General features: G+C 46.9%; 13 protein-coding genes and 5 pseudogenes. 16 read left to right on the forward strand and 2 right to left on the reverse strand.

Annotation, left to right across the window (positions count from 1 at the left end):
• Together QUB61_RS05100 and QUB61_RS05105 are read left to right on the forward strand one after the other, a co-directional pair.
• On the forward strand, positions 1–2,316 hold a 2,316-nt coding region (locus QUB61_RS05100; RefSeq protein ID WP_333133888.1), incomplete at its 5' end, for an ATP-binding protein.
• A gap of 281 nt (positions 2,317–2,597) precedes the next feature.
• Positions 2,598–4,247 (forward strand): calcium-binding protein, encoded by a 1,650-nt coding sequence (locus tag QUB61_RS05105; protein ID WP_333133889.1) that lies wholly within the window; start codon positions 2,598–2,600, stop codon positions 4,245–4,247.
• Between the two features lie 492 nt (positions 4,248–4,739).
• On the opposite strand, the gene QUB61_RS05110 is transcribed toward QUB61_RS05105, so the two are convergent.
• Complete coding sequence (locus QUB61_RS05110) at positions 4,740–5,102, reverse strand: hypothetical protein (RefSeq protein WP_333133890.1); 363 nt, start codon at positions 5,100–5,102, stop codon at positions 4,740–4,742.
• 1,132 nt (positions 5,103–6,234) lie between these two features.
• Here QUB61_RS05110 and QUB61_RS05115 point away from each other — a divergent pair.
• Both QUB61_RS05115 and QUB61_RS05120 read left to right on the forward strand, forming a co-directional pair.
• Entirely contained in the window at positions 6,235–7,080 is an 846-nt protein-coding gene (locus QUB61_RS05115) for a photosystem II manganese-stabilizing polypeptide (protein ID WP_333133891.1), read from the forward strand.
• A gap of 1,203 nt (positions 7,081–8,283) precedes the next feature.
• Positions 8,284–9,057 (forward strand): RNA polymerase sigma factor SigF, encoded by a 774-nt coding sequence (locus tag QUB61_RS05120; RefSeq protein ID WP_333133899.1) that lies wholly within the window; start codon positions 8,284–8,286, stop codon positions 9,055–9,057.
• Between the two features lie 341 nt (positions 9,058–9,398).
• Here the strand turns inward: QUB61_RS05120 and QUB61_RS05125 are convergent, their stop codons facing one another.
• Positions 9,399–10,565, reverse strand: coding sequence for a pyridoxal phosphate-dependent aminotransferase (locus QUB61_RS05125; protein ID WP_333133892.1), 1,167 nt, complete (start codon positions 10,563–10,565; stop codon positions 9,399–9,401).
• Positions 10,566–10,802: 237 nt separating this feature from the next.
• On the opposite strand from QUB61_RS05125, the gene QUB61_RS05130 reads away from it, so the two are divergent.
• From QUB61_RS05130 to QUB61_RS05175, 12 genes and pseudogenes are all read left to right on the forward strand, one after another.
• A complete protein-coding gene (locus tag QUB61_RS05130) occupies positions 10,803–11,315 on the forward strand; it encodes an adenine phosphoribosyltransferase (RefSeq protein WP_333133893.1) in 513 nt (170 codons plus the stop codon).
• A gap of 509 nt (positions 11,316–11,824) precedes the next feature.
• Complete coding sequence (locus QUB61_RS05135; protein WP_333133894.1) at positions 11,825–12,865, forward strand: ABC transporter permease; 1,041 nt, start codon at positions 11,825–11,827, stop codon at positions 12,863–12,865.
• A 280-nt stretch (positions 12,866–13,145) separates the two neighbouring features.
• Positions 13,146–14,240 (forward strand): annotated as a pseudogene (locus QUB61_RS39765) (leucine-rich repeat domain-containing protein); the annotation flags it as partial.
• 558 nt (positions 14,241–14,798) lie between these two features.
• Positions 14,799–15,296, forward strand: a pseudogene (locus QUB61_RS39770) (DUF6745 domain-containing protein); the annotation flags it as partial.
• 28 nt (positions 15,297–15,324) lie between these two features.
• Positions 15,325–15,900 (forward strand): annotated as a pseudogene (locus QUB61_RS05145) (ABC transporter permease); the annotation flags it as partial.
• 308 nt (positions 15,901–16,208) lie between these two features.
• A pseudogene (locus QUB61_RS39775) lies at positions 16,209–17,555 on the forward strand (leucine-rich repeat domain-containing protein); the annotation flags it as partial.
• Positions 17,556–18,062: 507 nt separating this feature from the next.
• Positions 18,063–18,629, forward strand: a pseudogene (locus QUB61_RS39780) (DUF6745 domain-containing protein); the annotation flags it as partial.
• Between the two features lie 313 nt (positions 18,630–18,942).
• Positions 18,943–19,896, forward strand: coding sequence for an ABC transporter ATP-binding protein (locus QUB61_RS05155; RefSeq protein WP_333133898.1), 954 nt, complete (start codon positions 18,943–18,945; stop codon positions 19,894–19,896).
• A 77-nt stretch (positions 19,897–19,973) separates the two neighbouring features.
• Positions 19,974–21,644, forward strand: coding sequence for a hypothetical protein (locus QUB61_RS05160; protein ID WP_333189855.1), 1,671 nt, complete (start codon positions 19,974–19,976; stop codon positions 21,642–21,644).
• Positions 21,645–22,326: 682 nt separating this feature from the next.
• Positions 22,327–24,489, forward strand: a complete 2,163-nt coding sequence (locus tag QUB61_RS05165; RefSeq protein WP_333126227.1) for a DUF4394 domain-containing protein — start codon at positions 22,327–22,329, stop codon at positions 24,487–24,489.
• A gap of 1 nt (position 24,490) precedes the next feature.
• Positions 24,491–24,958: a hypothetical protein gene (locus QUB61_RS39785; RefSeq protein WP_445300185.1), complete on the forward strand. Its 468-nt coding sequence runs from the start codon at positions 24,491–24,493 to the stop codon at positions 24,956–24,958.
• A 30-nt stretch (positions 24,959–24,988) separates the two neighbouring features.
• On the forward strand, positions 24,989–25,678 hold the full coding sequence (locus QUB61_RS05175) for a hypothetical protein (protein ID WP_333126229.1): 690 nt from the start codon (positions 24,989–24,991) through the stop codon (positions 25,676–25,678).
• Positions 25,679–25,733 lie beyond the last annotated feature (55 nt).

The raw sequence follows: 25,733 nt of genomic DNA on the forward strand, positions 1-25,733 counted from the left end.
GGGCATAATGGGCATGGATTTTGTCTAAATGCCTACTGCTGCAGTCAACCTTTGGCAGAACTTGAGCCCCAAATTCGAGCATACCGTCAGCAATTACTCGACCTCAACCAAGTAACGACGGCAAATTATTGTTCGATTTATTGGGAAACAACGCTGTTTTTATTGGGTAATCCAAACAACTTGGAGATTTCCTTTGAACAGGAAGGCTATGAGGAGAAGCTGGTTTCTCAGTCGCTTGCCTCTAACGATTTGTACCGACTCTGCATCTTCTATCTGTACAGGGCGACGTTGAGATTCCTGCTGGGAGACATTGCTCGGGCCGACTTAGATGTCGATCGAGCAAGACAGTATATAGCCGGAAGCGCAGGAATTACTTCCGAAGCTGTTCTATATTTCTATGACTCACTCATAGCCCTTGCCACTCCTGAGTCCGAGACTAAGTTAGAAACGCAGTTGCAACGAGTTCAGGAAAATCAAAGGAAGTTGCAGCATTGGGCAGAACACGCCCCCATGAATTATTTGCATAAGTGGCAGTTGGTAGAAGCAGAGAAATACCGAGTTGCCAGACAGAGGGCAGAAGCTATTGAAATGTACGATCGCGCGATCGTCGCAGCGAAAGAAAACGAATACATCCAAGAAGAAGCTCTCGCTAACGAACTAGCAGCTAAATTCTACCTCGACTGGGGCAAAGAAAAAGTGGCGCAAGCTTATATGCAAGAAGCCTACTACTGTTATGCTCGCTGGGGTGCTAAAGCCAAAATCGATGACTTAGAAAAACACTATCCCCAACTTCTTGCTCCCATATTGCAGGCAAGAGAAAATCGTTCGGAAATCAGCGAAACTCGCCTCCACACAATAAATAAATCGTCAGTTTTACATCAAACCTTCCAAACAACTCTATCTAGCAGCAACAATATTTACGAAGCCCTCGATTTTGCGACTATTCTCAAAGCCTCCCAAACTCTATCCAGTGAAATTCAATTAGAAAAATTGCTGGCTGCACTGATGTGTGTGGTGATGGAAAATGCCGGGGCAAAAAAAGCAGTTCTCCTCTTGCTTAAGGATGGGAATCTCGCGATCGAAGCTGTAGCCTCCTTCCATCAAGATGTCATCTCAATATCTGTACCGCTGTCAGGCAGCGACGAGGTTCCCGCTGCTGTGGTCAACTATGTTAAGCGGACTTGGAAAACTGTGGTTTTGGATAATGCAGCAGTACAAAACGATTTTATTGCCGAGCCGTATTTCATGCAGGAAAAGCCCAAAAGTGTGCTGTGCGCGCCGATGTTAAATCAGGGTAAATTAATCGGGTTGCTCTATCTAGAAAATAACTTGACAATTGGTGCATTTACCCACGATCGCACGGAAGTCATCCAACTTTTGTGTACCCAAGCGGCTATCTCTCTAGAAAATGCCCGCTTGTACCAACAATCTCAAGCTTATGCACAAGAATTAGAGCGCTCGCTCCTCGATCTGCAGCAAGCACAGTTACAGATCGTGCAAAGCGAAAAAATGTCCGCCTTGGGCAATCTTGTCACAGGAATAGCCCACGAAATCAATAATCCTGTCGGCTTTATTAGCGGCAATATTGAGGAAGCAACCAGCACGATCAAAGATGTGATTTCCCACTTAAAATTATATCAAGAAAAACTGCCAAATCCCGGGGAGGAAATCGAAGAAGATGCGGAGGATATTGATTTAGAGTATGCCTTAGAAGATTTGCCAAAAATGCTGTTGTCGATGAAAGTGGGATGCGATCGCATTCGCGGCATTAGCACCAGCCTCCGCACCTTCTCCAGAGCCGATAAAGACTACAAAGTTCCGTTTAATATCCATGAGGGGATTGACAGCACCATCTTAATTTTGAAACACCGGCTGAAAGCCAACGAACACCATCCCGCGATCGAAGTCGTCACAGACTACGGCAATCTCCCGCAAATCGAATGCTTTCCCGGTCAACTGAACCAAGTCTTTATGAACCTGCTTGCTAACGCGATCGATGCCTTAGAAGAATCAAACCAAGGACGCAGTTTCGAGGCGATTAAAGCAACTCCCTACTGTATCACAATTCGTACCAGTCTGTCGGGCGATCGGCACATCAAAATTCAGATTGCCGATAACGGTGCGGGCATGACAGAAGCCGTGAAACAGCGGATTTTTGACCATCTGTTCACAACGAAGGCAGTAGGAAAAGGTACGGGGTTAGGATTGGCGATCGCGCGCCAGATTGTAGTCGAGACCCACGGCGGAACAATTGAGGTGAATTCCCATCAGGGAGAGGGAACTGAATTTGAGATAGTGTTACCTGTTACTGAATAATATCGATTCCGGTTGCACCGTCGGCATTGTTGACTAATGACTGATGACTAATGACTGATGACTGATGACTAATGACTAATGACTAATGACTAATGACTGATGACTAATAGGGCATTATACCAGCCCGATCGCCACTCCGGACAGGGGCAAAACGAACCGCGCCCAAGACCAGATTACCAAAATCTCAACTATGCTAACCTAGGCAAGCAGCAATCCCTTGTCACGAAGGTGATTAACATAATTTCAAACAATTTATTTTATAGAGGACCGGTGTATCCCGTATGGCAAACCTGATCGGCACAGACAGCAACGACTTTCTTCTAGGAACTCCGCTGAGCGATCGAATTCGCGCCTTAGATGGCGATGACACGCTCCTGGGTGCGGGAGCAGATGACACCCTAGAGGGCGACGCCGGCAACGACCAGCTTCTTGGAGCTGACGGAGCAGATTCGCTGGTTGGCGGTGAAGGAAATGACGAACTCATTGGCAACCAAGGCCGCGATTCTGCTCTCGGCGGCAACGGCGACGACTCGATCCGCGGCGGTTTGGGCAACGATATCCTCGAAGGCAACGACGGGATAGACAGCGTGGTGGGAGACGCAGGGGACGACTTAGTTTTTGGCAACGCAGGCTCGGATGTGATTGCCGGCGGTACTGGCAACGACACCCTCACAGGGGCTGACGGCGACGATTCCGTGTTCGGGAATGCTGATGACGACTATCTCTACGGGGATTTGGGGAACGATTCTCTCAACGGCGGTAGTGGCAGGGATCAAATGTTGGGCGGTAGCGGCAACGATTACTTGACCGCCGACGAGGGCGACGACTCTTTGTACGGCAATGCCGACAACGATTCGCTCTTCGGAGACGCTGGTAATGACCAGATATTCGGCGGCAAGGCTAACGATACAGCTTTTGGCGGCAGCGGTTCCGATACCCTTCGCGGCGATGAAGGCGACGACTCGGTACTGGGAGATGAAGGTAATGACTTCCTGTTTGGTGGCAAAGCTAATGATGGTCTCGACGGCGGTTTTGGCGATGACTCCTTGGCCGGAGGTATCGGCGACGATACAATTTTGGGCAGTTTCGGCAATGACAATTTATTTGGAGCAGAGGGTAATGATTCTCTGATCGGAGGTGAGGGCTCGGATACTCTGACTGGCGGCAGCGGCAGCGATGTCTTTGGATTGGGAGCCGGACCTGGCAGTGTGGCTTTAATTACTGATTACAATGACACAGAGGATTTCTTTGGACTGCCGAGCAATTTATCTTTCGCTCAACTGCAAGTTCGGCAAGGTAACGGTGCAAATGTCAGGGATACAGTAATTACGACGCTCGACGGCAAGCTTTTAGCAATTTTGACCGACACTCCGGCGGCGCTGATCGAGGCGAATGATTTTATCGCTGTGACTGGGACGGGTACCACCAGACCAACTACGACTACAGTTACAACCACAGTTACAACCACAACTACAGATATAACGACTCCAACTCCGGCTCCAACTCCGGCTCCAACTCCGGCTCCAACTCCGAGTCCAACTCCGACTCCGACTCCGACTCCGACTCCAACTCCGACTCCGACTCCGACGCCGACTCCCGCAGAAGCACCAACTCCGACTCCGACTCCAACTCCGACTCCCACAGAAGCACCGACTCCGACGCCGACTCCGACGCCGACTCCCACAGCAGCACCGACGCCGACTCCGACTCCGACTCCGACTCCGACTCCAACTCCGGCTCCAACTCCGACGCCGACAGCTTCGAGGATTCCGAATCCGCCGACAATTACCGTGCCTGATTCGCCCCTGCTGTCACTTAGTTCGATCGCCCCCGCGCCGGCTTCAGGACTATTGCCAATGCCCGGGCTGACGCCGATATCCCCGACGGCGGTGCCGAACCTGATACCCTTACCTCCTACATCTGGGTTCTAGGCGCGATCGAGCAAGCTCCTGACACGCCAGTTGCGAGTGAGTGAATTAACTCGCAACTGTTTTCGTATAGTGAACAAATTCTTGACGAATCCTAATCGATTCGCTCCTGACACGCCAGTTGCGAGTGAGTGAATTAACTCGCAACTGTTTTCGTATAGTAAACAAATTCTTGTGTTCTCCTAGAAGATCAGGGTAGACATTGGCAGTATATAATCGGATAGGCTACCGTTTAAAACCAGCGCGCGCTCAGCATCGGACTAAGCGAAAAAGTTTCGTAGTAAGCGTAACGGATCGGGAGCCAAAAACGTAACGCATTGAATAGCGCTTTCAATATTTTGTTGAAAGCTTTGAGAGATACCTCCCTATCAGGCATCGCTCAAACCGATGCCCGATCTGCCATACACAGTAGATTTAGCTGAATTCCTAGATTTACCGGGTTAAATGTATCTGAAAACTCATGCACGCCATGCACTCAAAACTCAAAACTCAAAACTATTTAAGACCTTGCGGAGGCTCGGCCGAGTCTTGTGGCGACTCGGCTGGAGAATCTTCTAGGGGAGATAATTGTTGGGTGTACCCCAAGAGCGATCGAAGTTTCATGCGGTGGATGTAAGGCCAGCCGCCATTGGCTTCAATATTCTTGAGTAGTTTGTAAAGTGCTTGGCGGTTGTCGGGAAAAGACGCTTGAAATAAACCGTCCCGAATTTCCCGGTGCGAAGCTTCCAGCGTCCGCAGCAGGGCCAAAAGCAGCAGACTGTCTCCCTGACAACTTTCGGCTAAAGTCCGAATCGCCTCTGTCAGCGATTGCATTTGAGACTGCAACTTTTCTGACTCTAAATCTTTGCCGTTGTCCATACCGCTGCTTCCTTTGAAATCTACAAGGCGTTTGTCCCCAGCCTTTTGGTCAGCCGACTAATCGAGCTAGTCGCGATCGCCATTCGGGGCCATAAGCAAAGTAACTTAAGTAGGTTGACTTAAGCAATATTAATTTGCAGTCCAAGTCAGGAAAAGAGCACAACCCGTCGTACCATGTGTATTGGGCTGCGATCCGAACATGATTGAGAAATCATAAGTTCTTGCTTATTTTCACTCTCACTAGCTTGATTTTGTGAGTCAATGCCGGTGTCGGTGAAGCGAGCGATCGGGATCTAAATGCTGCCCAAAGCGCTGGCTGTGCCTGCAGGTGGGCAATTATATTTTGCTCGAAGTAGGGCTTTTTCTTAACTCTGGGCCGGTTCGCCCAAGGCGTGTATTTAGAGGGGAGTTAAAAGAGGCGCCCCGGCCTTACTTACCCCTAATCAACGCCTCTCGATCTCTCGGGGTGGCGGTCCTTTGTTGGGAATCTGGCCAATTATATTTCGGGAGCATCGTGATGAGTGAATGTACTTTCTGGCACCTTGAAACAGTAATGAAGAAGGTGGCGGTGGTTCTACGTCACTCAAAAAAGCCCTTGCCTCCAGGGAAAAAGAAGCCTGCCGTCGAACGGTACTCGGTTGACCGTCAGGTTTGTTCACTATAATCCGATGTTGGATATTGAGGTTGGCAGTCAACGACTTTGGTCTAAAGACACGCTGGCTTCGGGCTTTTGGCTTGACTCACAGTTGACCAGACTCAGTACCTGCGTACTACGTTAACGGTAAGAGTTAAAGACCTACTAGGGGATGCTTTGCATAGTTCCTTGAAGCGCGAAATTTAGGATTAAACAGATTTATGGGGTTAAGTCAGTGTCCTAAATATAGTATCGGCCGTTAACTCGCGGGGCAAGCTAACATCACCCCTCTCAATTAGGCTCGAAAGAGCAAACATTATGCGTGAGCGGGTTGCGACCTTTGAGGTGGTAATTGTCAAGAGTGAAAGTACACTAAATTCATTACACCTTTTCTAGCAATCCCCGTGTAATGGAAAGATTCACGGCGGTTGAAACCGCCGACCCGTTTCTCTCTCAGCGTCTAAAGACGCGCTCGGAACCCACTTACCGAATTTTTTTATGAAATATCGTGCTTTAATAGTTGCACTTTTAGCATTTTGCATGAGTGCGCTGGTTGCTTGTTCTTCTGCTCCTGCTGACACGACGGTGGCGACTACCGAGTTGCTCACCTACGACGAGATTAGAGGTACTGGATTGGCTAATAACTGCCCTAGCTTGGCAGAAACTTCTCGGGGCTCGATCCCCATCGAAGCGGGCGCCACCTATAAACTGACTGGTTTGTGTTTGCAGCCCACAACTTATTTTGTGAAGGAAGAACCAGCAAACAAACGCCAAGAGGCGGAATTTGTGCCTGGTAAATTGCTGACGCGGTTCACCTCGAGCATTGACCAAGTTCAAGGTACGCTCAAGGTGGGTAATGACGGGACTCTGACTTTCAAAGAAGAGGACGGCTTGGACTTTCAAGCAATTACGATTCAATTACCGGGCGGAGAGCAAGTACCTTTCTTGTTCACTATTAAAGAGTTGGTAGCCAGTTCCGAGCCCGGAGTGGTTGCTATCAATACTTCGACCGATTTGAAAGGCGAGTTTAACGTTCCTTCTTACCGCAGCGCAGGCTTTTTAGACCCTAAAGGTCGCGGGGTAGCGACTGGCTATGACAATGCTGTAGCGCTTCCGGCTTCTGACAATTCCAAACGCGTGCGGGCTAATGTTAAGGTAGCTGACACTCGCGCCAAGGCGGGCAAAATTTCTCTCCAAGTTGCTAAAGTCAATAGCGGCACTGGCGAAATCGGCGGGATTTTTGAGAGCACGCAGCCTTCTGATACTGATTTGGGAGCTAGACCCGCTCTGGATGTGAAAATTCGGGGTTTGTTTTACGCTCGCATTGAGCCTTCTGTATCGTAAAATTCCCTTTCTGGATCGATCGAACTTGAGCAGTTTTTTGCCCTAAAGCTACTGCTCGCCCTTCATTAGCCAACAGTCTTGAGCCATATAACTTAAGACTGTTGACTAATGACTAAATTTATGATTGCATTCTGGTCAGTCGCAAGTTATTAAGTGGGGATTTTTAATTAATTAAAGTATTGTATTCAAAGCGCTTTCAGATTATAATTTAGTGTTAAAAAATCCCGGTTAAATTCTGGATTGTGCCGATTGCCGAATACCTGCTAAAATTCTGCCTTTTGCCGAAGACCTTCGGATAATCCCCCTAGATCGGGTACACCTTCCCAAAGTTAAACGGGTGTGTCCGCTATCACACCTATAGCGCGAAGCCGGTTCGTGCAAGGCGTGTATTTAAAGGGGAGTTAAAGGAGGCGCTTGGGGAACCTTCGTACCCCGAATCCACGCCTCTCGATCTCTCGGGGTGGCGGTCTTCTTTGTGGGCGATCGGGCGAATTATATTTCGGGAGCATCGTGATGAGTGAATGTACTTTGTGGTAGGTGCAAACAGTAATGAAGAAAGTGACGGTGGTTCTGGGTCACTCAAAACAGCCCTTGCGTCGAGGGAAAAAGAAGCCTGGGGTCTAACGGTACTCGGTTGACCGTCAGCTTTGTTCGCGTGCTAGGATTACACTACAATCAAGGTCAACGACACAGGTCTAAAGATACGCTTGCTTCGTGCCTTTGGCTTAAACTACAGTTGACTAGACTCAGTACCTCGTGTACTACATTAACGCTAAGAGTTAAAGACCTAGCAGGGTATGCTTGGCATAGTTCCTTGAATCGCGAAATTTAGGATTAAACAGAGTTATCGGGTTAAGTCAGTGTCTTAGATATAGTACCGGCCGTTAATTAAGGCGCAAGCTAACATTATCCCTCAGATAGAGGCGAGAAAGAGCAAAATCATTATGCGATCGCCCGCTGCAAAATTTGAGATGGTAATTGTCAAGAGTGAAAGTACACTATAAAAGTACACCGAATCTAGCAATCCCCCGGTAATGGAAAGATTCACTCGCTTATTGAAATCCCCGCGTCCTTTCCCACGAGCGGTCTAAAGACGCGCTCGGAACCCACTTACCAAATTTTTTAGATGAATTTTTTTAGACTAGATTGGAAACTAGATCTGAAGCAAAATCAGTCCTCTGCTCTACCAACCCTTATGCCACTATGTCTACCACAGTGCCGAACGAGCTAAAAAGCGAAAATTTGCAATTGTTGCGCGAGTACCAACTTTCTGGATCGAATGAAATCCGCAATCAGTTAGTTAAACTGAATATTGGACTGGTGAGAAAAGAAGTTTACCACTGGGTCAACCAGTGCGGTGAAAGCTACGACGATTTGCTGCAAGTAGGGTGTATTGGGTTGATCAGGGCGATCGAGCGATTTGATTTGTCGAAGGGACACGCTTTTAGTTCCTTTGCAATTCCCTACATTCGGGGCGAAATTCAACACTACTTGCGGGACAAAAGCCCTTCTGTGCGAGTTCCCCGCCACTGGCTGTCCCTGGAACGCAAATCTGTAGCAGCAATCAAGGATTTGCAGGTGCAGTTCAACCGCAAACCTACGGATGCTGAAGTAGCAGCAGTGCTTGAGGTTTCTGTAGAAGAATGGCAAGAAATTAAGTTGGCCCATCTCAACAGATCGCCTCTGAGTTTGGACGCGCCGGTGCAAGATGAAGATGAGGGGGCTACTTGTCTGGGAGAATTGGTTCCCGATAGCAAGTATCGGAGTTTTCTGTTGGCGCAAGAGGATCAAATCCGCCTACAGCAAGCTTTGGCTATGTTGGAAAAACGGACTCGCGAGATATTGGAGTTTGTTTTTCTCTACGATTTGACGCAGAAGGAAACGGCCGAACGCTTGGGTATCAGTGCGGTGACTGTTTCTCGGCGAGTTAAGAAGGGGCTGGATTTGCTGAAGGAAATTATGACAAAACAGCTTTAGTTATTAGTCATTGGTCATTGGTCATTAGTCAGCAGTCAGCAGTCATTGGTCAGCAGTAGTTATACCAATTCTGAAAAGTAGTGCTAGATATAAATTATCAGCTATCGTCTGTAGGGAAACGGCACTGCCGTGTCCTGCCGGTGGTGAGAGGGAATGAACGATAATTTATATAAGACAATTACTGTAGCAAGACTTTTTAAAATGGGTATTAGTCAACAGTCAGCAGTAGTCAGTCAACAGTCAATAGTCAACAGCGATCGGTAATTAGTCAGTTGCTACCAAGAACAAATAGCAAATGACTAATGACTAATGACTAATGACTAATGACTACTAACTAATTTTTAGATGCTGCGGACAAATTTATCGAGTCTTTCTAGGGCTTTTTTAATTGTGCCTAAATCGGTGGCGTAAGACAAGCGAATGTGGTCGTCTGCACCAAAAGCAATCCCCGGAATAACTGCTACTTGCTGCTGTTCTAAGAAAGCGTCGCAAAATTCCAGAGAATTCATTCCAGTTTTGCTGATGTTGACAAACATATAGAAAGCACCGTCTGGTTTGATGCAGCTAATTCCGGGGACAGCATCGAGTAATTCAAATATTACCTGACGCCTTTGGGCAAAAGCTTGACGCATTTTTTCGACAGACTCTTGGCTGCTTTCTAAAGCGGAGAGCGCGCCGTACTGTGCAAAGGTACACACATTTGAGGTACTGTGACCTTGAATGGTGCTGCTGGCTTTGATTAATTCGATCGGCCCGGCCAAATAACCGACTCGCCAGCCTGTCATTGAGTAAGCTTTGGCAAAACCGCTGCTGATCAGGGTGCGATCGAAGATTTCTTTGCCTAGGGAACCGATGCTGACGTGTTGGGCGCCGTCATATATAATTTTTTCGTAAATCTCGTCAGCAACGACTAAAATATCTCGATCGACTATCACCTCGGCCAATGCTTGGAGTTCGGCCCGATTGTACACCATTCCCGTCGGGTTAGAAGGCGAATTCAGCACAAATAACTTGGTTTTGGGAGTAATCGCTCGAGTCAGTTGTTCCGGTGTAATTTTATATCCTGTAGAAGCATCTGTCCGTACAATTACTGGCTTGCCGCTGGCGAGTTTCACCATTTCTGGGTAGCTCAGCCAGTAGGGAGCCGGAATAATTACTTCATCTCCAGGCTCGATCAGAGCCATCATCAGATTGTAGAGCGAATGCTTGCCGCCGTTGGTGACAAGGATATTTTCCGGTTGATAGTTGAGATTGTTGTCGGATTGGAGTTTGCGGGCGATCGCAGCTTTTAACTGCGGTTCCCCAGGCACAGGGCCGTACTTAGTCTTCCCCGCGTCTAAAGCTTGTTTTGCCGCTGCTTTAATGTGTTCGGGGGTATCAAAGTCTGGTTCTCCCGTACTCAAACTACAGATATCAATCCCTTCGGCCTTCATGGCTTTAGCCTTAGCTGCGATCGCCAAGGTTATGGAAGGAGGAACCTCACCCACTCGTGCTGCCAACTTGATCATTGGATTTTAGATATTAGATTTTTGACTTTAGATCTTAGGGTGACAAATCTTGATATTCAACCCTGTTGTTAGGGAATTATGACATTTGTTTACATAGTAGGTAAAGGATTAAGCAATTAAAGAATAAAAATTAAAGAACCTTTTAGTTTAAATTTTTATTTTTAATATTTTAAATTTTGACGTTATTATTGTAGCATTTTTGATGCCTCGTTACCTTCAACCCGGATCTGCAAGCTTATGGATCTCAAATCTCTAATTCGCGACATTCCTGATTTCCCGAAGCCGGGAATTATGTTTCGAGACATTACAACTTTGCTGCGCAACCCCCAAGGGCTGAGCTACACCATTGACAGCTTAGCCGAAAAATGCTCAGAACTGTCTGTTGACTATGTGGTGGGCATGGAATCGCGGGGCTTTATCTTTGGCGCGCCTTTGGCTTATAAAATGGGAATAGGTTTTATTCCTGTCCGCAAACCTGGGAAACTGCCAGGTGCGGTTCATTTTGCTGAGTACGAGTTGGAGTACGGTGTCGATCGGCTGGAGATGCACCGAGATGCGATGACATCCGGTAGCCGAGTGCTGATTGTGGACGATTTAATCGCGACTGGCGGAACAGCGGCGGCGACGGCTAAATTGTTGGAGCAAGCTGGTTGCAAGCTTGTCGGTTTTGCTTTTATCATCGAATTGCAGGCTTTGGGCGGCAGGCAGAAATTGCCGGATGTGCCAATTGTTACGCTAGTGGAGTATTAGTCAGTTAACTGTTGGCTGTTAACTGTTGGCTGTTGACTGCGGAATAAAAACTACTGACAAATAATATTGTTGACCTTTGCATCGGAATAATAATTTTCGGAGTGCAGTGCGATCGTTCCACTCAGCTTCGAGAGTATAATTCCGATGTATAGCAGAAGGAAGAAGGAAGAAGGAAGAAGGAAGAAGGAAGAAGGAAGAAGGAAGAACCAATAAAATCAATCGTTTCAGCCATTAACAACGTGCTAACCGTCTTGGCGGTTGCTATAACCGGATTTGCATATATAGCAATCCTTGCAGGAGTGGTAAACTTTTTACCCCCCCCAACCCTCCCCGAACCCGCTCGCTCGGGAGTAAGAAATTCACAAATGATTTAGGATTGGTATAAGCATGAACTAATGATACCAGTTAGAAAAAAGAATGCAAATGTAAGCCCGTGTTTCCCACCCTGGTATTTATGAGTGATTCACAATTACTCAATCTAAAATCTAAAACCTAAAATCTAAAATCCTATGACTTCTATTAAATTGAATCAAAATTGGCGAGGGTTGAGTTCTCTGTTTGGCAGCGAGACATTTACTTATGTTTTCAAGCGACTGTTGCAGGCACTTTTAACCCTATTTTTGGCATCGGCTCTTTGTTTTGCAATTATTGAGCTAGCACCGGGAAATTACTTGGATACTTTGAGCCAAAATCCCAAGATTTCGCCGGAGACTCTCAAGCAACTAGAACAGCAGTTCGGCTTAGATAAACCAGCTATTGTGCAGTATTGGCGGTGGCTGCAACAAATTGTGACGCGGGGGAATTTTGGCACGAGTTTTGTGTATCAGCGATCCGTAGCTTCGCTGCTGTGGGAACGGGTACAGGCGACGTTATTGATGGCGATCGCATCTTTGATTGTAACTTGGGCGATCGCGATTCCTTTGGGAATTGTCGCCGCGGTCAATCAAAACCGCACAGTCGATCGAGTTCTGCAAGTAGTCAGCTACACCGGACAAGGATTTCCCAGCTTTATCACAGCGTTGCTGCTGCTATTTTTTGCTCAGAATACTTCGCCTCTGTTTCCCGTCGGAGGAATGACAAGTATCGACCACGCAGACTTACCTTGGTGGGGCCAAATCCTCGATTACGGCTGGCACTTAATTTTGCCAACTGTCGCCCTGAGTCTTACTGGTTTTGCTGGTTTGCAAAGATTGATGCGCGGACAATTGTTGGACGTGCTGCGTCAAGATTACATCCGAACAGCACGCGCTAAAGGTTTGCCGGACGATCGAGTAATTTACGTTCACGCTTTGCGGAATGCTGTTAATCCGTTAATTACGCTATTGGGTTTTGAGTTTGCTAGTTTGTTGAGCGGTGCGTTTATTGCCGAATATTTCTTTAATTGGCCGGGTTTGGGAAAGCTGACTCTGGAGGCGGTGAACAATCAAGATTTGTATTTAGTAATGGCAAGTTTGATGATGGGTGCGACCATGTTGATTGTGGGGAATTTGTTGGCAGATTTGCTGCTCAAAGCTGTCGATCCTCGGATTAAGCTGGAAGATTTGAAATAGTAGACTTAATTCAGTAACAGAAGGTACGCAAGGGCGATTTGTAATAGTCAACAGTCAACAGTATTCCCCTTATCCATGCCCCATGCCCCATGCCCCATTACCCATCTCGGAGTGTTTTATGTCAGAAAAAAAACCAAACCAGCCAATGAGTTTTAGCAGCTCTGCCGACTGGTGCAGGCATATTGACAGTCTTTCAGAAGAGGCAAGGCACACAGTTAAAGTGTTGTTAAAAAACGCTGGCACTGATGACCCTGAAGCAGCGGAGCGGATACTTTCAAGCATGACCGAATTGGATCTGTGCAACACTGGAATTAGCGACATCAGCTTTCTCGGCTCGCTGACCAATCTGACAACACTGAACCTGTGCAGCAATCAAATTACCGACTTCAGCTTCCTCGGCTCGCTCACCAATCTGACAACACTGAATCTCGACCGCAATCAAATTACCGACATCAGCTTTCTCGGCTCGCTCACCAATCTGACAAAACTGTATCTGGGCAACAATCAAATTACCGACATCAGCTTTCTCGGCTCGCTGACCAATCTGACAGAACTGTATCTGGGCAACAATCAAATTACCGATATCAGCTTCCTCGGCTCGCTCACCAATCTGACAGAACTGGATCTCTACAACAATCAAATTACCGATATCAGCTTCCTCGGCTCGCTCACCAATCTGACAACACTGAATCTGGGCTACAATCAAATTACCGACATCAGCTTTCTCGGCTCGCTCACCAATCTGACAAGACTGGATCTCAACAACAATAGAATTACCGACTTCAGCTTCCTCGGCTCGCTCACCAATCTGACAGCACTCAATCTCAGCTACAATCAAATTACCGATATCAGCTTCCTCGGCTCGTTCACCAATCTGACAACACTGCATCTGGGCTACAATCAAATTACCGACATCAGCTTTCTCGGCTCGCTCACCAATCTGACAAGACTGCATCTCAACAACAATAGAATTACGGACATCAGCTTCCTCGGCTCGCTCACCAATCTGACAACACTCAATCTCAGCTACAATCAAATTACCGATATCAGCTTCCTGGGCTCGCTCACCAATCTGACAAAACTGTATCTCTACAACAATCAAATTACCGACATCAGCTTCCTGGGCTCGCTCACCAATCTGACAACACTCAATCTCAACAACAATCAAATTACCGATATCAGCTTCCTCGGCTTGCTCACCAATCTGACAACTCTGTATCTCAACTTCAATCAAATTACCGATATCAGCGCCTTGCGCAAGCTCACCAATCTGACAACACTGGATCTCAACTTCAATCAAATTACCGATATCAGCGCCTTGCGCAAGCTCACCAATCTGACAAAACTGGATCTCTACGACAATCAAATTACCGATATCAGAGTGTTAGGCCTCCTCGCACAGAAACGTCTTACTCTCTCAACTACGCTAATTGATGCTCAAAAAGCCACAGAAGCAGTCAAAGTTGCCTATGCCGCTATGGGCTTAGAAGAACCCGAAGTTATTATTTGCACCAGTCCCCGCGACGCTTATCTCCAATTCAATTTGCGCAAACGCGACCATTCACAAAACTGCTCAAACGAATGGGACAGGAATAGACCGGGGGAAAGGCTAGACGGGAAATTGAGGTCCCCATTGATTGTGGGAGAATTCGCAAGTCCGGGGGTGTGGCAGTACGATCTCGATAGCATGACGATCGAGCCTGAAGCCGACCGCACACTGACTGTGCTAATGTACGAATTGATTAACAGCTATGCGAAATCAAAAGGAATCAGGGGGAAGGTTTGGCCCACTCATTTGTTCTTCCTGAAAGACCCTGAAACCCCCACGAGTTTGTGTAAAGAAATCTATTTGACCCAATTGTATATCTCTTCATTAGGCCTCAATCTCTCCCAAAAGGCACAAGAAATACTTCGCTCCCAAAAGCTGCTTTTCGAGCATTGCGGTTTTATATTTCCCTGTGAAAAGACTTGCGTGGTGTGCGATCGCCCGCGCCACCTGCGCTTTGACAGTCAAAACCGCTTGCACGCGGAAGGAGAACCTGCGATTGAGTTTGCGGATGGATGGAAAATTTACTTTTATCACGGCGTCAGATTGCCTGAAGAATACGGTCAACTCCACCCCAATCAATGGCAATCCCAATGGCTTTTAGCAGAAGAGAATGCCGAAGTTCGGCGAGTGTTAATTCAAGGAATTGGTTACGATCGCCTAATTCAAGAATTAGAAGCAAAACAAATAGATAGTTGGCAGGAATATGCACTATTACAAATAGATAATGCCGATGTCGAGCCGATTTGTTTGTTAAAAATGACTTGTCCGAGTACGGGATTCATTCACGCTTTGAGAGTGCCGCCTAACCTGACATCAGCGAGGGAGGCAATTGGCTGGGTAAATTGGGATATTGATCCCGAGGAATTTTCCGTGCAGACTTGATCTAGTTGCGGCGATGGATTTCTACAAAGTCAGGTACACCGGACAAGGATTTCCGAGCTTTATAACAGCGTTGCTGCTAATATTTTTTGCTCAGAATACGAAGCCTCTGTTTCCCGTCGGAGGAATGACTTGTATCGATCGCGCAGACTTACCGAATGTGGGGCCAAATCCTCGATTACGGCTGGCACTTAATTTTGCCAACTGTCGCTTTGAGCCTTACTGGTTTTGCTGGGAAGCAAAGATTGAGGCGCGGACAATGGTTGGACGTGCTGCGTCAAGATTATATCCGAACCGCAGGGGCTCGCCGATTTGCGGGGCGATCGAGTAATTTACATTCATGCTTTGCGGAATGCTGTTAATCCGTTGGTTACGCTGTTGGGTTTTGAGGCAAGCTAGTTTGTTGAGCGGTACGTTTATTGCCGAATATTTCTTTAATTAGCCGGGTTTGGGTTCGCTGACTCTGGATGCGGTGAACAATCAAGATTTGTATTTAGTAATGGCAAGTTTGATGATGGGTGCGACAATGTTGATTGTTGGGAATTCTTTGGCGGATTTGCTGCTGGAAGCTGTCGAGCCGAGGATTAAGCTGGAAGATTTGAAATAGTAGACTTAACTCAGTAATATGAGGTACGCAAGGGCGATTTGTAATAGTCAACAGTCAACAGTCATCAGTCATCAGTCAACAGTCATCAGTATTCCCATTACCCATGCCCTAGGCCCCCGACCCCATTACCAATCTCGGAGTGTTTTATGTCAGAAGAACAACCAAACGAGCCAATAAGTTTTAGCCGCTTTGACGACTGGTGCAGGCATATTGACAGTCTTTCAGAATCGGCAAGGCACACAGTTGAAGTGTTGTTAAAAAAGGCTGGCACTGATGACCCTGAAGAAGCGGAGCAGATACTTTCAACCATGACAGAACTGGATCTGGGCTACAAGGAAATTACCGACATCAGCTCTCTCGGCTCGCTCACCAATCTGACAACACTGATTCTCTACGACAATCGAATTACCGACATCAGCTTCCTCGGCTCTCTCACCAATCTGACAATACTGAATCTCAGCTACAATCAAATTACCGACATCAGCTCCCTCGGCTCGCTCACCAATCTGACAATACTGAATCTCAGCTGGAATAGAATTACCGACTTCAGCTTCCTCGGCTCGCTCACCAATCTGACCACACTGAATCTGTACCACAATATAATTACCGACATCAGCTTCCTAGGCTCGCTCACCAATCTGACCACACTGAATCTCGACGAAACTCAAATTACCGACATCAGCGCCTTGCGGTGGCTCACCAATCTGACAAAACTGTATCTCAACAACAATCCAATTACCGACTTCAGCTTCCTCGGCTCGCTCACGAATCTGACAAAACTGAATCTCCAAAGCAATCAAATTACCGACATTAGCTTCCTCGGCTCGCTCACCAATCTGACAACACTGAATCTCTACAGCAATCAAATTACCGACATCAGCATCCTCGGCTCGCTCACCAATCTGACAAAACTGTATCTCAACAGCAATCAAATTACCGACATCAGCATCCTCGGCTCGCTCACGAATCTGACAAAACTGTATCTCCACTTCAATCAAATTACCGACTTCAGCATCCTCGGCTCGCTCACCAATCTGAAAAAACTGATTCTCTGCCACAGTCAAATTACGGACATCAGCTTCCTCGGCTCTCTCACCAATCTGACACAACTGATTCTCAGCTACAATCAAATTACGGACATCAGCTTCCTCGGCTCTCTCACCAATCTGACACAACTGATTCTCAGCTACAATAGAATTACGGACATCAGCTTCCTCGGCTCGCTCACCAATCTGACCACACTCGAGCTCAGCTACAATAGAATTACCGACATCAGCGCCTTGCGATGGCTCACCAATCTGACCACACTCGAGCTCTTCGACAATCAAATTACCGACATCAGCGCCTTGCGATGGCTCACCAATCTGAAAACACTGACTCTCTTCGACAATCAAATTACCGACATCAGCTTCCTCGGTTCGCTCACCAATCTGACAACACTGTATCTCGACAGGAATAAAATTACCGACATCAGCTTCCTCGGCTCGCTCACCAATCTGACAACACTGTATCTCGGGGCCAATCAAATTACCGATATCAGCGCCTTGCGCAACCTCACCAATCTGACAACACTGCATCTCGGGGACAATCAAATTAGCGATATCAGCGCCTTGCGCAAGCTCACCAATCTGACAACACTCGAGATCTGGTACCATGAAATTACCGCTCTGTGCGTGTTAGGCGGCGAAATCGCACAGAAACGTCTTACTCTCTCGACTAGACCAATTGATGGTCAAAAAGCCACAGAAGCAGTCAAACTTGCCTATGCAGCTATTGGCCTAGAAGAACCCTCCGTTATTATTTGCACCAGTCCCCGCGACGCTTATCTCCAAATATTCAACTTGCGCAAACACGACCATTTACAAAACTGCTCAGACGAATGGGACAGCAATAGATTGGGGAAAAAGCTAAACTGGGAAACGATGTCCCAATCTATTGTGAGAGAGTTTGCAAATCAGGCCGTGTGGAAGTATGAGCTCTCTTGCATGACGATCGAGCCCGAAGCAGACAGCACACTGATTTCGCTAGTGTACGAATTGGTTGACAGCTATGTGCGATCGGAACAAACGAAGGGGAATGTTTTTCCCGATTATTTGTTCGACCTGATACTTCCTGAAACCCCCACGACTTTGTTTAAAGAAATTTATTTAACCCAATGGTATATATCTTCATTAGGCGTCAATATTTCACAAAAGGCACAAGAAATACTTCGCTGCCAAAAGCTGCTTTTCGAGCATTGCGGTTTTATATTTCCCTTTGAAAAAACTTGCTTTGTGTGCGATCGCCCCCGCCACCTGCGCTTTGACAGTCAAAACCGCTTGCACGCGGAAGGAGAACCTGCCATTGAGTTTGCGGACGGATGGAATTTTTACTATTATCACGGCGTCAGATTGCCTGAAGAATACGGCAAATTCCACCCAAATAAATGGCAATCCCAATGGCTTTTAGCAGAAGAGAATGCCGAGCTGAGGCGAGTGTTAATTCAAGGAATTGGATACGCTCGCATCATTCAAGAATTGTCAGCAAAACAAATAGATAGTTGGCAGGAATATGCACTATTACAAATAGATAATGCTGATGTCGAGCCGATTTATTTGTTAAAAATGACTTGTCCGAGTACGGGATTCATTCACGCTTTGAGAGTTCCACCTAACCTGATATCAGCTAGGGAGGCAATTCGCTGGGTAAATTGGGATATCGATCCAGAGGAATTTTCCGTGCAGACTTGATATAGCAGAAGGAAGAAGGAAGAGGGAAGAAGGAAGAAGGAAGAGTTTATAGTAGCAAGGATTTCAGCGATCGAGAATGTCCTTGTTTTAATTTCAGAAACGAGATGACAATTCCTGGAAGAACGAGCTAGGCTAGCTGTAGGCATCTATTTCGATCGGGATTTACGCACGGGTGCCCTGAAACCGGGTTTTTTTCGAGAATACTTAGTTAAACCGCGTGAAAACGAGAAAAAACCAGGTTTCTTTGGTTGCGATGCGTCTAAGACTGTTTATGCCAGGAATGCACCGATAAAACTTCATTCACCCTCCAAACATGGCAAAACAACTAGCAATAGAAACTCGCGGACTGACGAAACAATTCGATCGCCATACAGCCGTCAATGACATCGATTTGCAAGTAGCAGCAGGCGAAGTATGCGGACTGATCGGCCCCAACGGTGCCGGCAAAACTACTTTGCTGCGAATGTTGGCGGCTGCTGAGGAACCGACTGTAGGGGAAATTTACATCAACGGGGATAGGTTATTGCGCGATCGATCGCACCCGATTCTCAAACAGCGCATCGGCTTTCTTCCCGATGACTTTCCCCTCTACGACGACTTGACAGTTTGGGATTATTTAGACTATTTTGCCCGACTCTACAACCTCCAGCAACCGCGCCGCCGAGAGCGAATCAATTCCGTGTTAGAACTCGTGCAACTAACCAACAAGCGCAACAGCTTAATTTCCACCCTTTCGCGGGGGATGAAACAGCGCCTGAGTTTGGGGAGAACTATTATCCACGAACCGCTATTGTTGTTGTTAGACGAACCAGTTTCTGGCTTAGATCCGATCGCCCGAATGCAGTTCCGCGAAATTATCAAAGCTTTGCGAGAAGCCGGCATGACGGTAGTCATATCATCTCACGTCCTCAGCGACTTAGCCGAACTTTGTACCTGGGTTGGTATCATGGAACTCGGATATCTGGTCGAAAGCGCACCTTTACAAGAACTTTACAAACGCCTCAGCCGCCAGCAAATTTTCATGTCGGTTTTAGGAAATAAATTAGCAGCGCTAATATCGGCATTAAAAAACTTTCCTTGGGTGGAAAATTGGGCAATAATCCCGGAAACTCAACAGGTGTGCGTAGATTTTTCAGGAAGCCCGGAAGATGCCGCAAATTTATTACGCGAACTCGTCGCGGCCAACATTCCCCTAACCGAATTCCACTGCACTCAAGAAGACTTAGAAACCATCTTCCTCAAGATGGGACACCAGCAAGCATCCTAATTTGCTTTTTCTCTCGTTACCAAGATGAACAGTGAGTTATAACTACCTCATTACCCATTCCTAATCGCGGATAACCAATGACACTCCACTTACCAGACAAAATAGGCAACTGGAATCCCCAGTTATTTCGAGAAATCAAAGGCCGCTTGAATATTGGCAATATGGCGATCGCCTCGGCCTTTTCCCTAAGCGCTCAACTGCTGCTATTGATGTATTACAGCGCCCAGATACCCGTTACCCCTCCTAATGGGGAGTACACTTACCCCATCTCTCACAGATTTTGCGGTTTAGAGACTGGCAATTCCTATGATACAAAGTGCGTCATAGATGCCTTGGGCAACTTTGTGATTAACTGGCCGATGTGGTGGCTAGAGATATTCATTTTGCTGAGCATATTGAGCGTCTTAGCTTTATTAGTAGCAGGGACTTATATGCTAGTCAGCGACTTAGACAAGGAGGAACGCCGCGGGACGCTCAACTTTATTCGCCTCAGTCCCCAGTCTGCTAAAACAATTTTTGTGGGCAAAATTCTTGGCGTACCAATTTTACTTTATTTAGCAACAATTCTGGCCGTACCCCTGCACCTGTACGCTGGATTAGCTGCTCAAATACCCCTGAATGAAATTTTATGTTTCTACATAGCGGTTGCAGCTAGCTGTGCTTTGTTTTACAGCACTGCGATGCTATTTGGATTGACAACCAGTTGGTTGGGAGGATTTCAACGTTGGTTGGCTAGCGCTATGGCTTTTGTTGTGTTTGGGATTTCTTGGCTCCCGCTCACGCGAGGTGCTTTGGATGTGTTACATTTTTTGTCTCCCCTTGCTATCGTGAGATATCAGCTTTTTCTAGTTGATAAAGGTGATTTCGATTCGTTAGTTGAAAACTTAGACAAGTTGCAATGGTTTTACTTGCCAGTGGGTACAAATATTGCGATTGGCCTTGCTTTGTGTCTCTTGGTTTGTGGTACAGGAACCTACTGGATGTGGCAGGGATGGCAGCGCCGCTTTCCAAATCCCAGTGCTACAGTTTTGAGCAAGCGGCAAAGTTATTTGCTAGTTATCTGCTGTCAGGTAATATTTTTAGGGTTTGCACTCCAATCAGCCCCCCCAGCAGGCAACAGTAATCTCATCTTTTTACTTATCTTGAATTTGGTGATGTTCTTAGCTTTAATTGCAGCTTTAACATCTGACAGACAATCATTGTACGATTGGGCAAGGTATCGGAAACAAATCGTTCCCAGCAATCAGAAGCTGTGGCGGCGCTACCCACTACTCGATTTAATTTGGAGCGATAAAAGTCCGGCTGTAGTTGCGATCGCGATCAATTTCCTCAGCTCAGTAATAATTTTAACACCTTGGGCGCTGTTGGAAAAAAGTGAGAATAATGGATTTGGGGGTGTAATTTTCTGCCTGAATCTCATCCTAATTTACGCAGCTATCACCCAACTATTCCTATTTACCAAAACCCGAAATCAGGAAATTTGGGCCGCCTGCACAGTCGGCAGCGCTCTCTTGTTGCCGCCTCTGATTTTATCTATGCTATTGCTAACCCCAGAAAAAGCTCCTATTCTCTGGTTGTCTTCAACATTTGGTGGCTTTTGGTCTTTGTCGTCTCTGGCAGCGTCAGGAAATACGATTTTTATCTCCATGCTGAGTCAGTGGAGTGTCTTGGTGTTGTTGAATCTCAAATTGCGATCGCAACTCAAACTCGCAGGGGAATCAGCTTCTAAAGCACTGCTGAAAGCTTGAAAAAGCAGGGGAAGAGATCGAACGTGAAACTCCGATTCAGGCAGGGGCTTAAACCCCTGCCTGAAAGCTTAATTCCTCTTCAGACGACTGTTCCACTTATTATGCCAATTCCGCGTTTATAATCCACTTTATATTGAGCGATGGTTGTCGCCGCTACACACACAAAGCCCACCTTCGCAGGCTTTAAGATTAAAGTTTAAAAATAATTTCTGACTGTACAGATCCAAAATTAGAGATTCAGCGTATATTACTATATGAACGCAGTACAAAATTTTATACAGCAGATTGCCGGTTTATGCAGTAGACCAGGCTATCGATAAATCCCCGTAGGGACTTAGCCTGGGCTTTGTCTAAAGCTGCACTTCATAAACCTGGGATACGCTGTAAGTTCGCACAGATAAAAATTTCAGCTTGCCTGTTTGCAGTTGAGCTGCGATCGCCCGCTAGCTAAACACCTAACTATAAAATACGGCTAAGCGATCTGTATTGAGGAGTGGGTTTATTTGAATCGGGGGGCGGGTTTATATATCATTTTAGCTGCGTGTAATACTTTTATTGCAACCAGCCCCTACAGCAGAAAATAAGAAAAACTATCCTAAAAGTGCGAAATTGTGATATTTTGAACAGAGAATACCGCCGCCGTTAGGCAACGGAAGTATTAAATATATAGGGTGATGAGAGCATGGCCGAAATTAGAGACACCGCACAAGCAAACTTGCTAGCAGGAACTTCAGAAGATGACCTGATTTTTGGTTTGATGGGCAATGACACCATTGCGGGAAACTCGGGTAATGACAGCATTTTTGGAGGGAAGCAAAGCGATTTAATTGATGGCAATTTAGGCCAAGATTCGATTTTTGGAGATTTAGATAACGACACTATTAACGGCGGAGAAGGTAACGATTTTTTAGTGGGCGGAAAAGGCAGCGATTCTATCTCGGGAAACTCCGGCAATGATGTTTTGTCGGGCGATCGAGATACTGATATCCTGGTAGGCGGAGACGGGGCAGACCTATTTGTTTTGAGGCGCTACGCTGAGGCTGACCCGAACCGTACCAGCGGCGGTGTTAGTTTGGCAAGTGCGGACGCGATCGCCGATTTTGCACCCGGTACAGATTTAATCGGTTTGGGGGGAGATCTCAATTTTAGCGACTTAAATATTCTGGAAGCTGGAAACGATACTGTTATTCAAGACCGGGTAACAGGAGAATTTCTCGCTACTCTCAGAGGGGTGAGACAAAGTGCGATTAACCAGGCAAGTTTCACGAATAATATTGGCAGCGTTGTTCCCAATCCCCCGCCTCCACCGCTGACAACGGCTTATGGTTTAACTCCTACTAATCGGATTGTCGGTTTTAGCCTTTCCAATCCGGGAAGTGTCATCACAGATTTGCCCGTGACTGGATTGCAGCAGGGAGAAAGTTTGCTGGGAATTGATTATCGACCGGCTAACGGTTTGCTTTACGCTGTGGGTTCTAGCAATCGCTTGTATACTCTCAATCCGAGAACCGGAGAAGCAAGTCAAGTCGGTAGCGGGCAATTTGCTGTTCCCCTAACTCCGGGGGCTGCGGGTTTTGATTTCAATCCGACGGTCGATCGAATTCGGTTTGTCAATCAAGCCGGTCAAAACGCCCGCCTCAACCCGGATACCGGGGCAATTGTCGATTTTGACACGCTGGCGGGGGGAATTCAACTCGACGCGAATTTGGCTTACCGGGCGGGCGATCGCAATTTTGGAAGTTCGACCGCAGCAGCAGGGGCTGCGTATGTGAACAACTTTGCCGGGGGAACTTCGACAACTTTGTTTGTAATTGACAGCAATTTAGACGTTTTGGTGCGACAAGATCCGCCGAATAATGGAGTGTTGAATACGATCGGATCTTTGGGAGTTGATGCTGGTACCGTTCTCGGCTTTGATGTCAGGAGTGTTGGCGGCCGCGATGTCGCGGTGGCGGCACTGGAAGTTGGGGGCGTTTCGGGCTTGTACAATATCAATTTAAGTAGCGGTCAAGCTTCCTTTGTCGGTCAAATTGCCGACGGGAGAGAGATTAACGGTTTGGCTTTGCCTTTGCCTACAGCTTACGCCTTAACTGTCAGAAATGGCGCCGAAACAATTGTCGGTTTTAACGAGGCCGCACCGCAGGCGATTCTCAGCGACGCGGCAGTGACGGGGTTGCAGCCGGGAGAAAGTTTGCTGGGAATTGATTTTCGCCCCGCTAACGGTTTGCTTTACGGTGTGGGTTCTAGCAATCGCTTGTACGCGATAGATCCGGTGACTGGGGCTGCAACAGCAGTCGGTAACGGGCAGTTTGCTGTTCCCCTAACTCCGGGGGCTGCTGGTTTTGACTTCAATCCGACGGTCGATCGAATTCGGTTTGTCAATCAAGCCGGTCAAAACGCCCGCCTCAACCCGGATACGGGGGCAATTGTCGATTTTGACACGCTGACGGGGGGAATTCAACTCGACGCGAATTTGGCTTATGCTGCGGGCGATCGCAATTTTGGCAATCTTCCGGCGGGTGTGGGGGCTGCCTATGTGAATAACTTTGCCGGGGCAACTTCGACAACGCTGTTTGTAATTGACACCAATTTAGACGTTTTGGTGCGGCAAGATCCGCCGAATAATGGAGTGTTAAATTCGATCGGGTCTTTGGGAATTGATGCTGGTACCGTTCTCGGCTTTGATGTCAGGAGTGTTGGCGGTAACGAGAGGGCTTTGGCTGCGATCGAGGTTGGCGGAGTTTCCGGCCTGTACAATATCAATTTGACGACCGGTCAAGCTTCGATCCTCGGTCAAATTGGTGACGGGCGAGGGATTAAAGGTTTAGCGCTAACTTTGATTTAGATTGTCGAGTCCGAGCGACGATCGAGTCCGGTTGAGCAGTTATAATTATTTCCCAGTGCAATTGCAGTGCGAGCTAGAAGTTCGCACTGCAATTCCCAATTCCCCATTCCCAATTCCCCATTCCCGATTCCCGATTCCCGATTCCCAATTTGAGTTAATCTATTATTTTGACGAAAAAGATAAAATGTTATCCCAAGTTTTTTACTTGCTGCGTTCTCGTGCTGACGGCAAATATATCAGCGCTTGTCCCAATCCAGATTCGGCGGTGAGTTACCTGCTGATGTTCCGCGAAGACTATGACGCTTTGAGTTATCTCAATGCCCACGCTGCTGATGTTGCCGATCGATTCGGGGTAGAATCGATTTCTGGTTCTTCTGTCAAAAAGCTGCTCGAACGTTGGGGATTTAACGGTGTGGGGGTTGTTCAAGACCCCCTGTTGCCAAATATTGAGTTTTTAACAACTCATTAAAGTTATTTTCCTTAAAATTGAACTCGAATCATGAATCTAAAAAAAAGGTTGCCACACTCTCCCTTTGCGATCGCCGCTTATTGCCTAATTATTGCGATCGGCATCATGTTTTGGGGCGGGCCGAGTTCTGTAGCTGGAGCAGTTGCAGAATTGAGAATTGGCGAAGGGTCTAGCTCTGAGTTAGCCCTTCGTGAAGGTCATCGAATGACGATCGTGTCCGGACATTCTTTTTCATGCGATTGGAAAGATGCCTCCAATAACATCAATCGATGTAGAACGAACCTGAAAGGTCGATCGCTTGAGATTGAATTTAAGGTAGAACCCTTTAAAGTACCGCAGTGTAATATTAGATACAGCGGACAATCGTTTCAATGCGGCGGTTCTAATGACTACCGCCACAAACCCGGTCAAGCCGATCTCTGGATAGAAAATTCTCTGGGCTTAACAGACTTCGATCGAATTTGGCTTTTTTTAACCAATCCATTAGCCAATCTCTTCGGAAATATTACCGAAATTGATTGGGATAATATAATACCTATTTTGACTTGGGTAGTAGCCATTCTAATTGCAGCGGCACTCGGTTTGCACTTTATGCAAACACCCAGGGTTGGGTCGAGATTTGCAGGTTTCCTTCTAATCGTGCCGATATCAATATTAATCAGACCGATCGTTTGGTGGTTTACACTATTAGTCTTGATACTAACCGGACACGCTGATTGATAAAGTAATAATAAGTAATAGACATCTCCCATAATTATTGTGGAACAGGCCGTCC

The sequence above is a fragment of the Microcoleus sp. C2D2 genome (assembly GCF_036702495.1).
Classification (GTDB): domain Bacteria; phylum Cyanobacteriota; class Cyanobacteriia; order Cyanobacteriales; family Microcoleaceae; genus Microcoleus.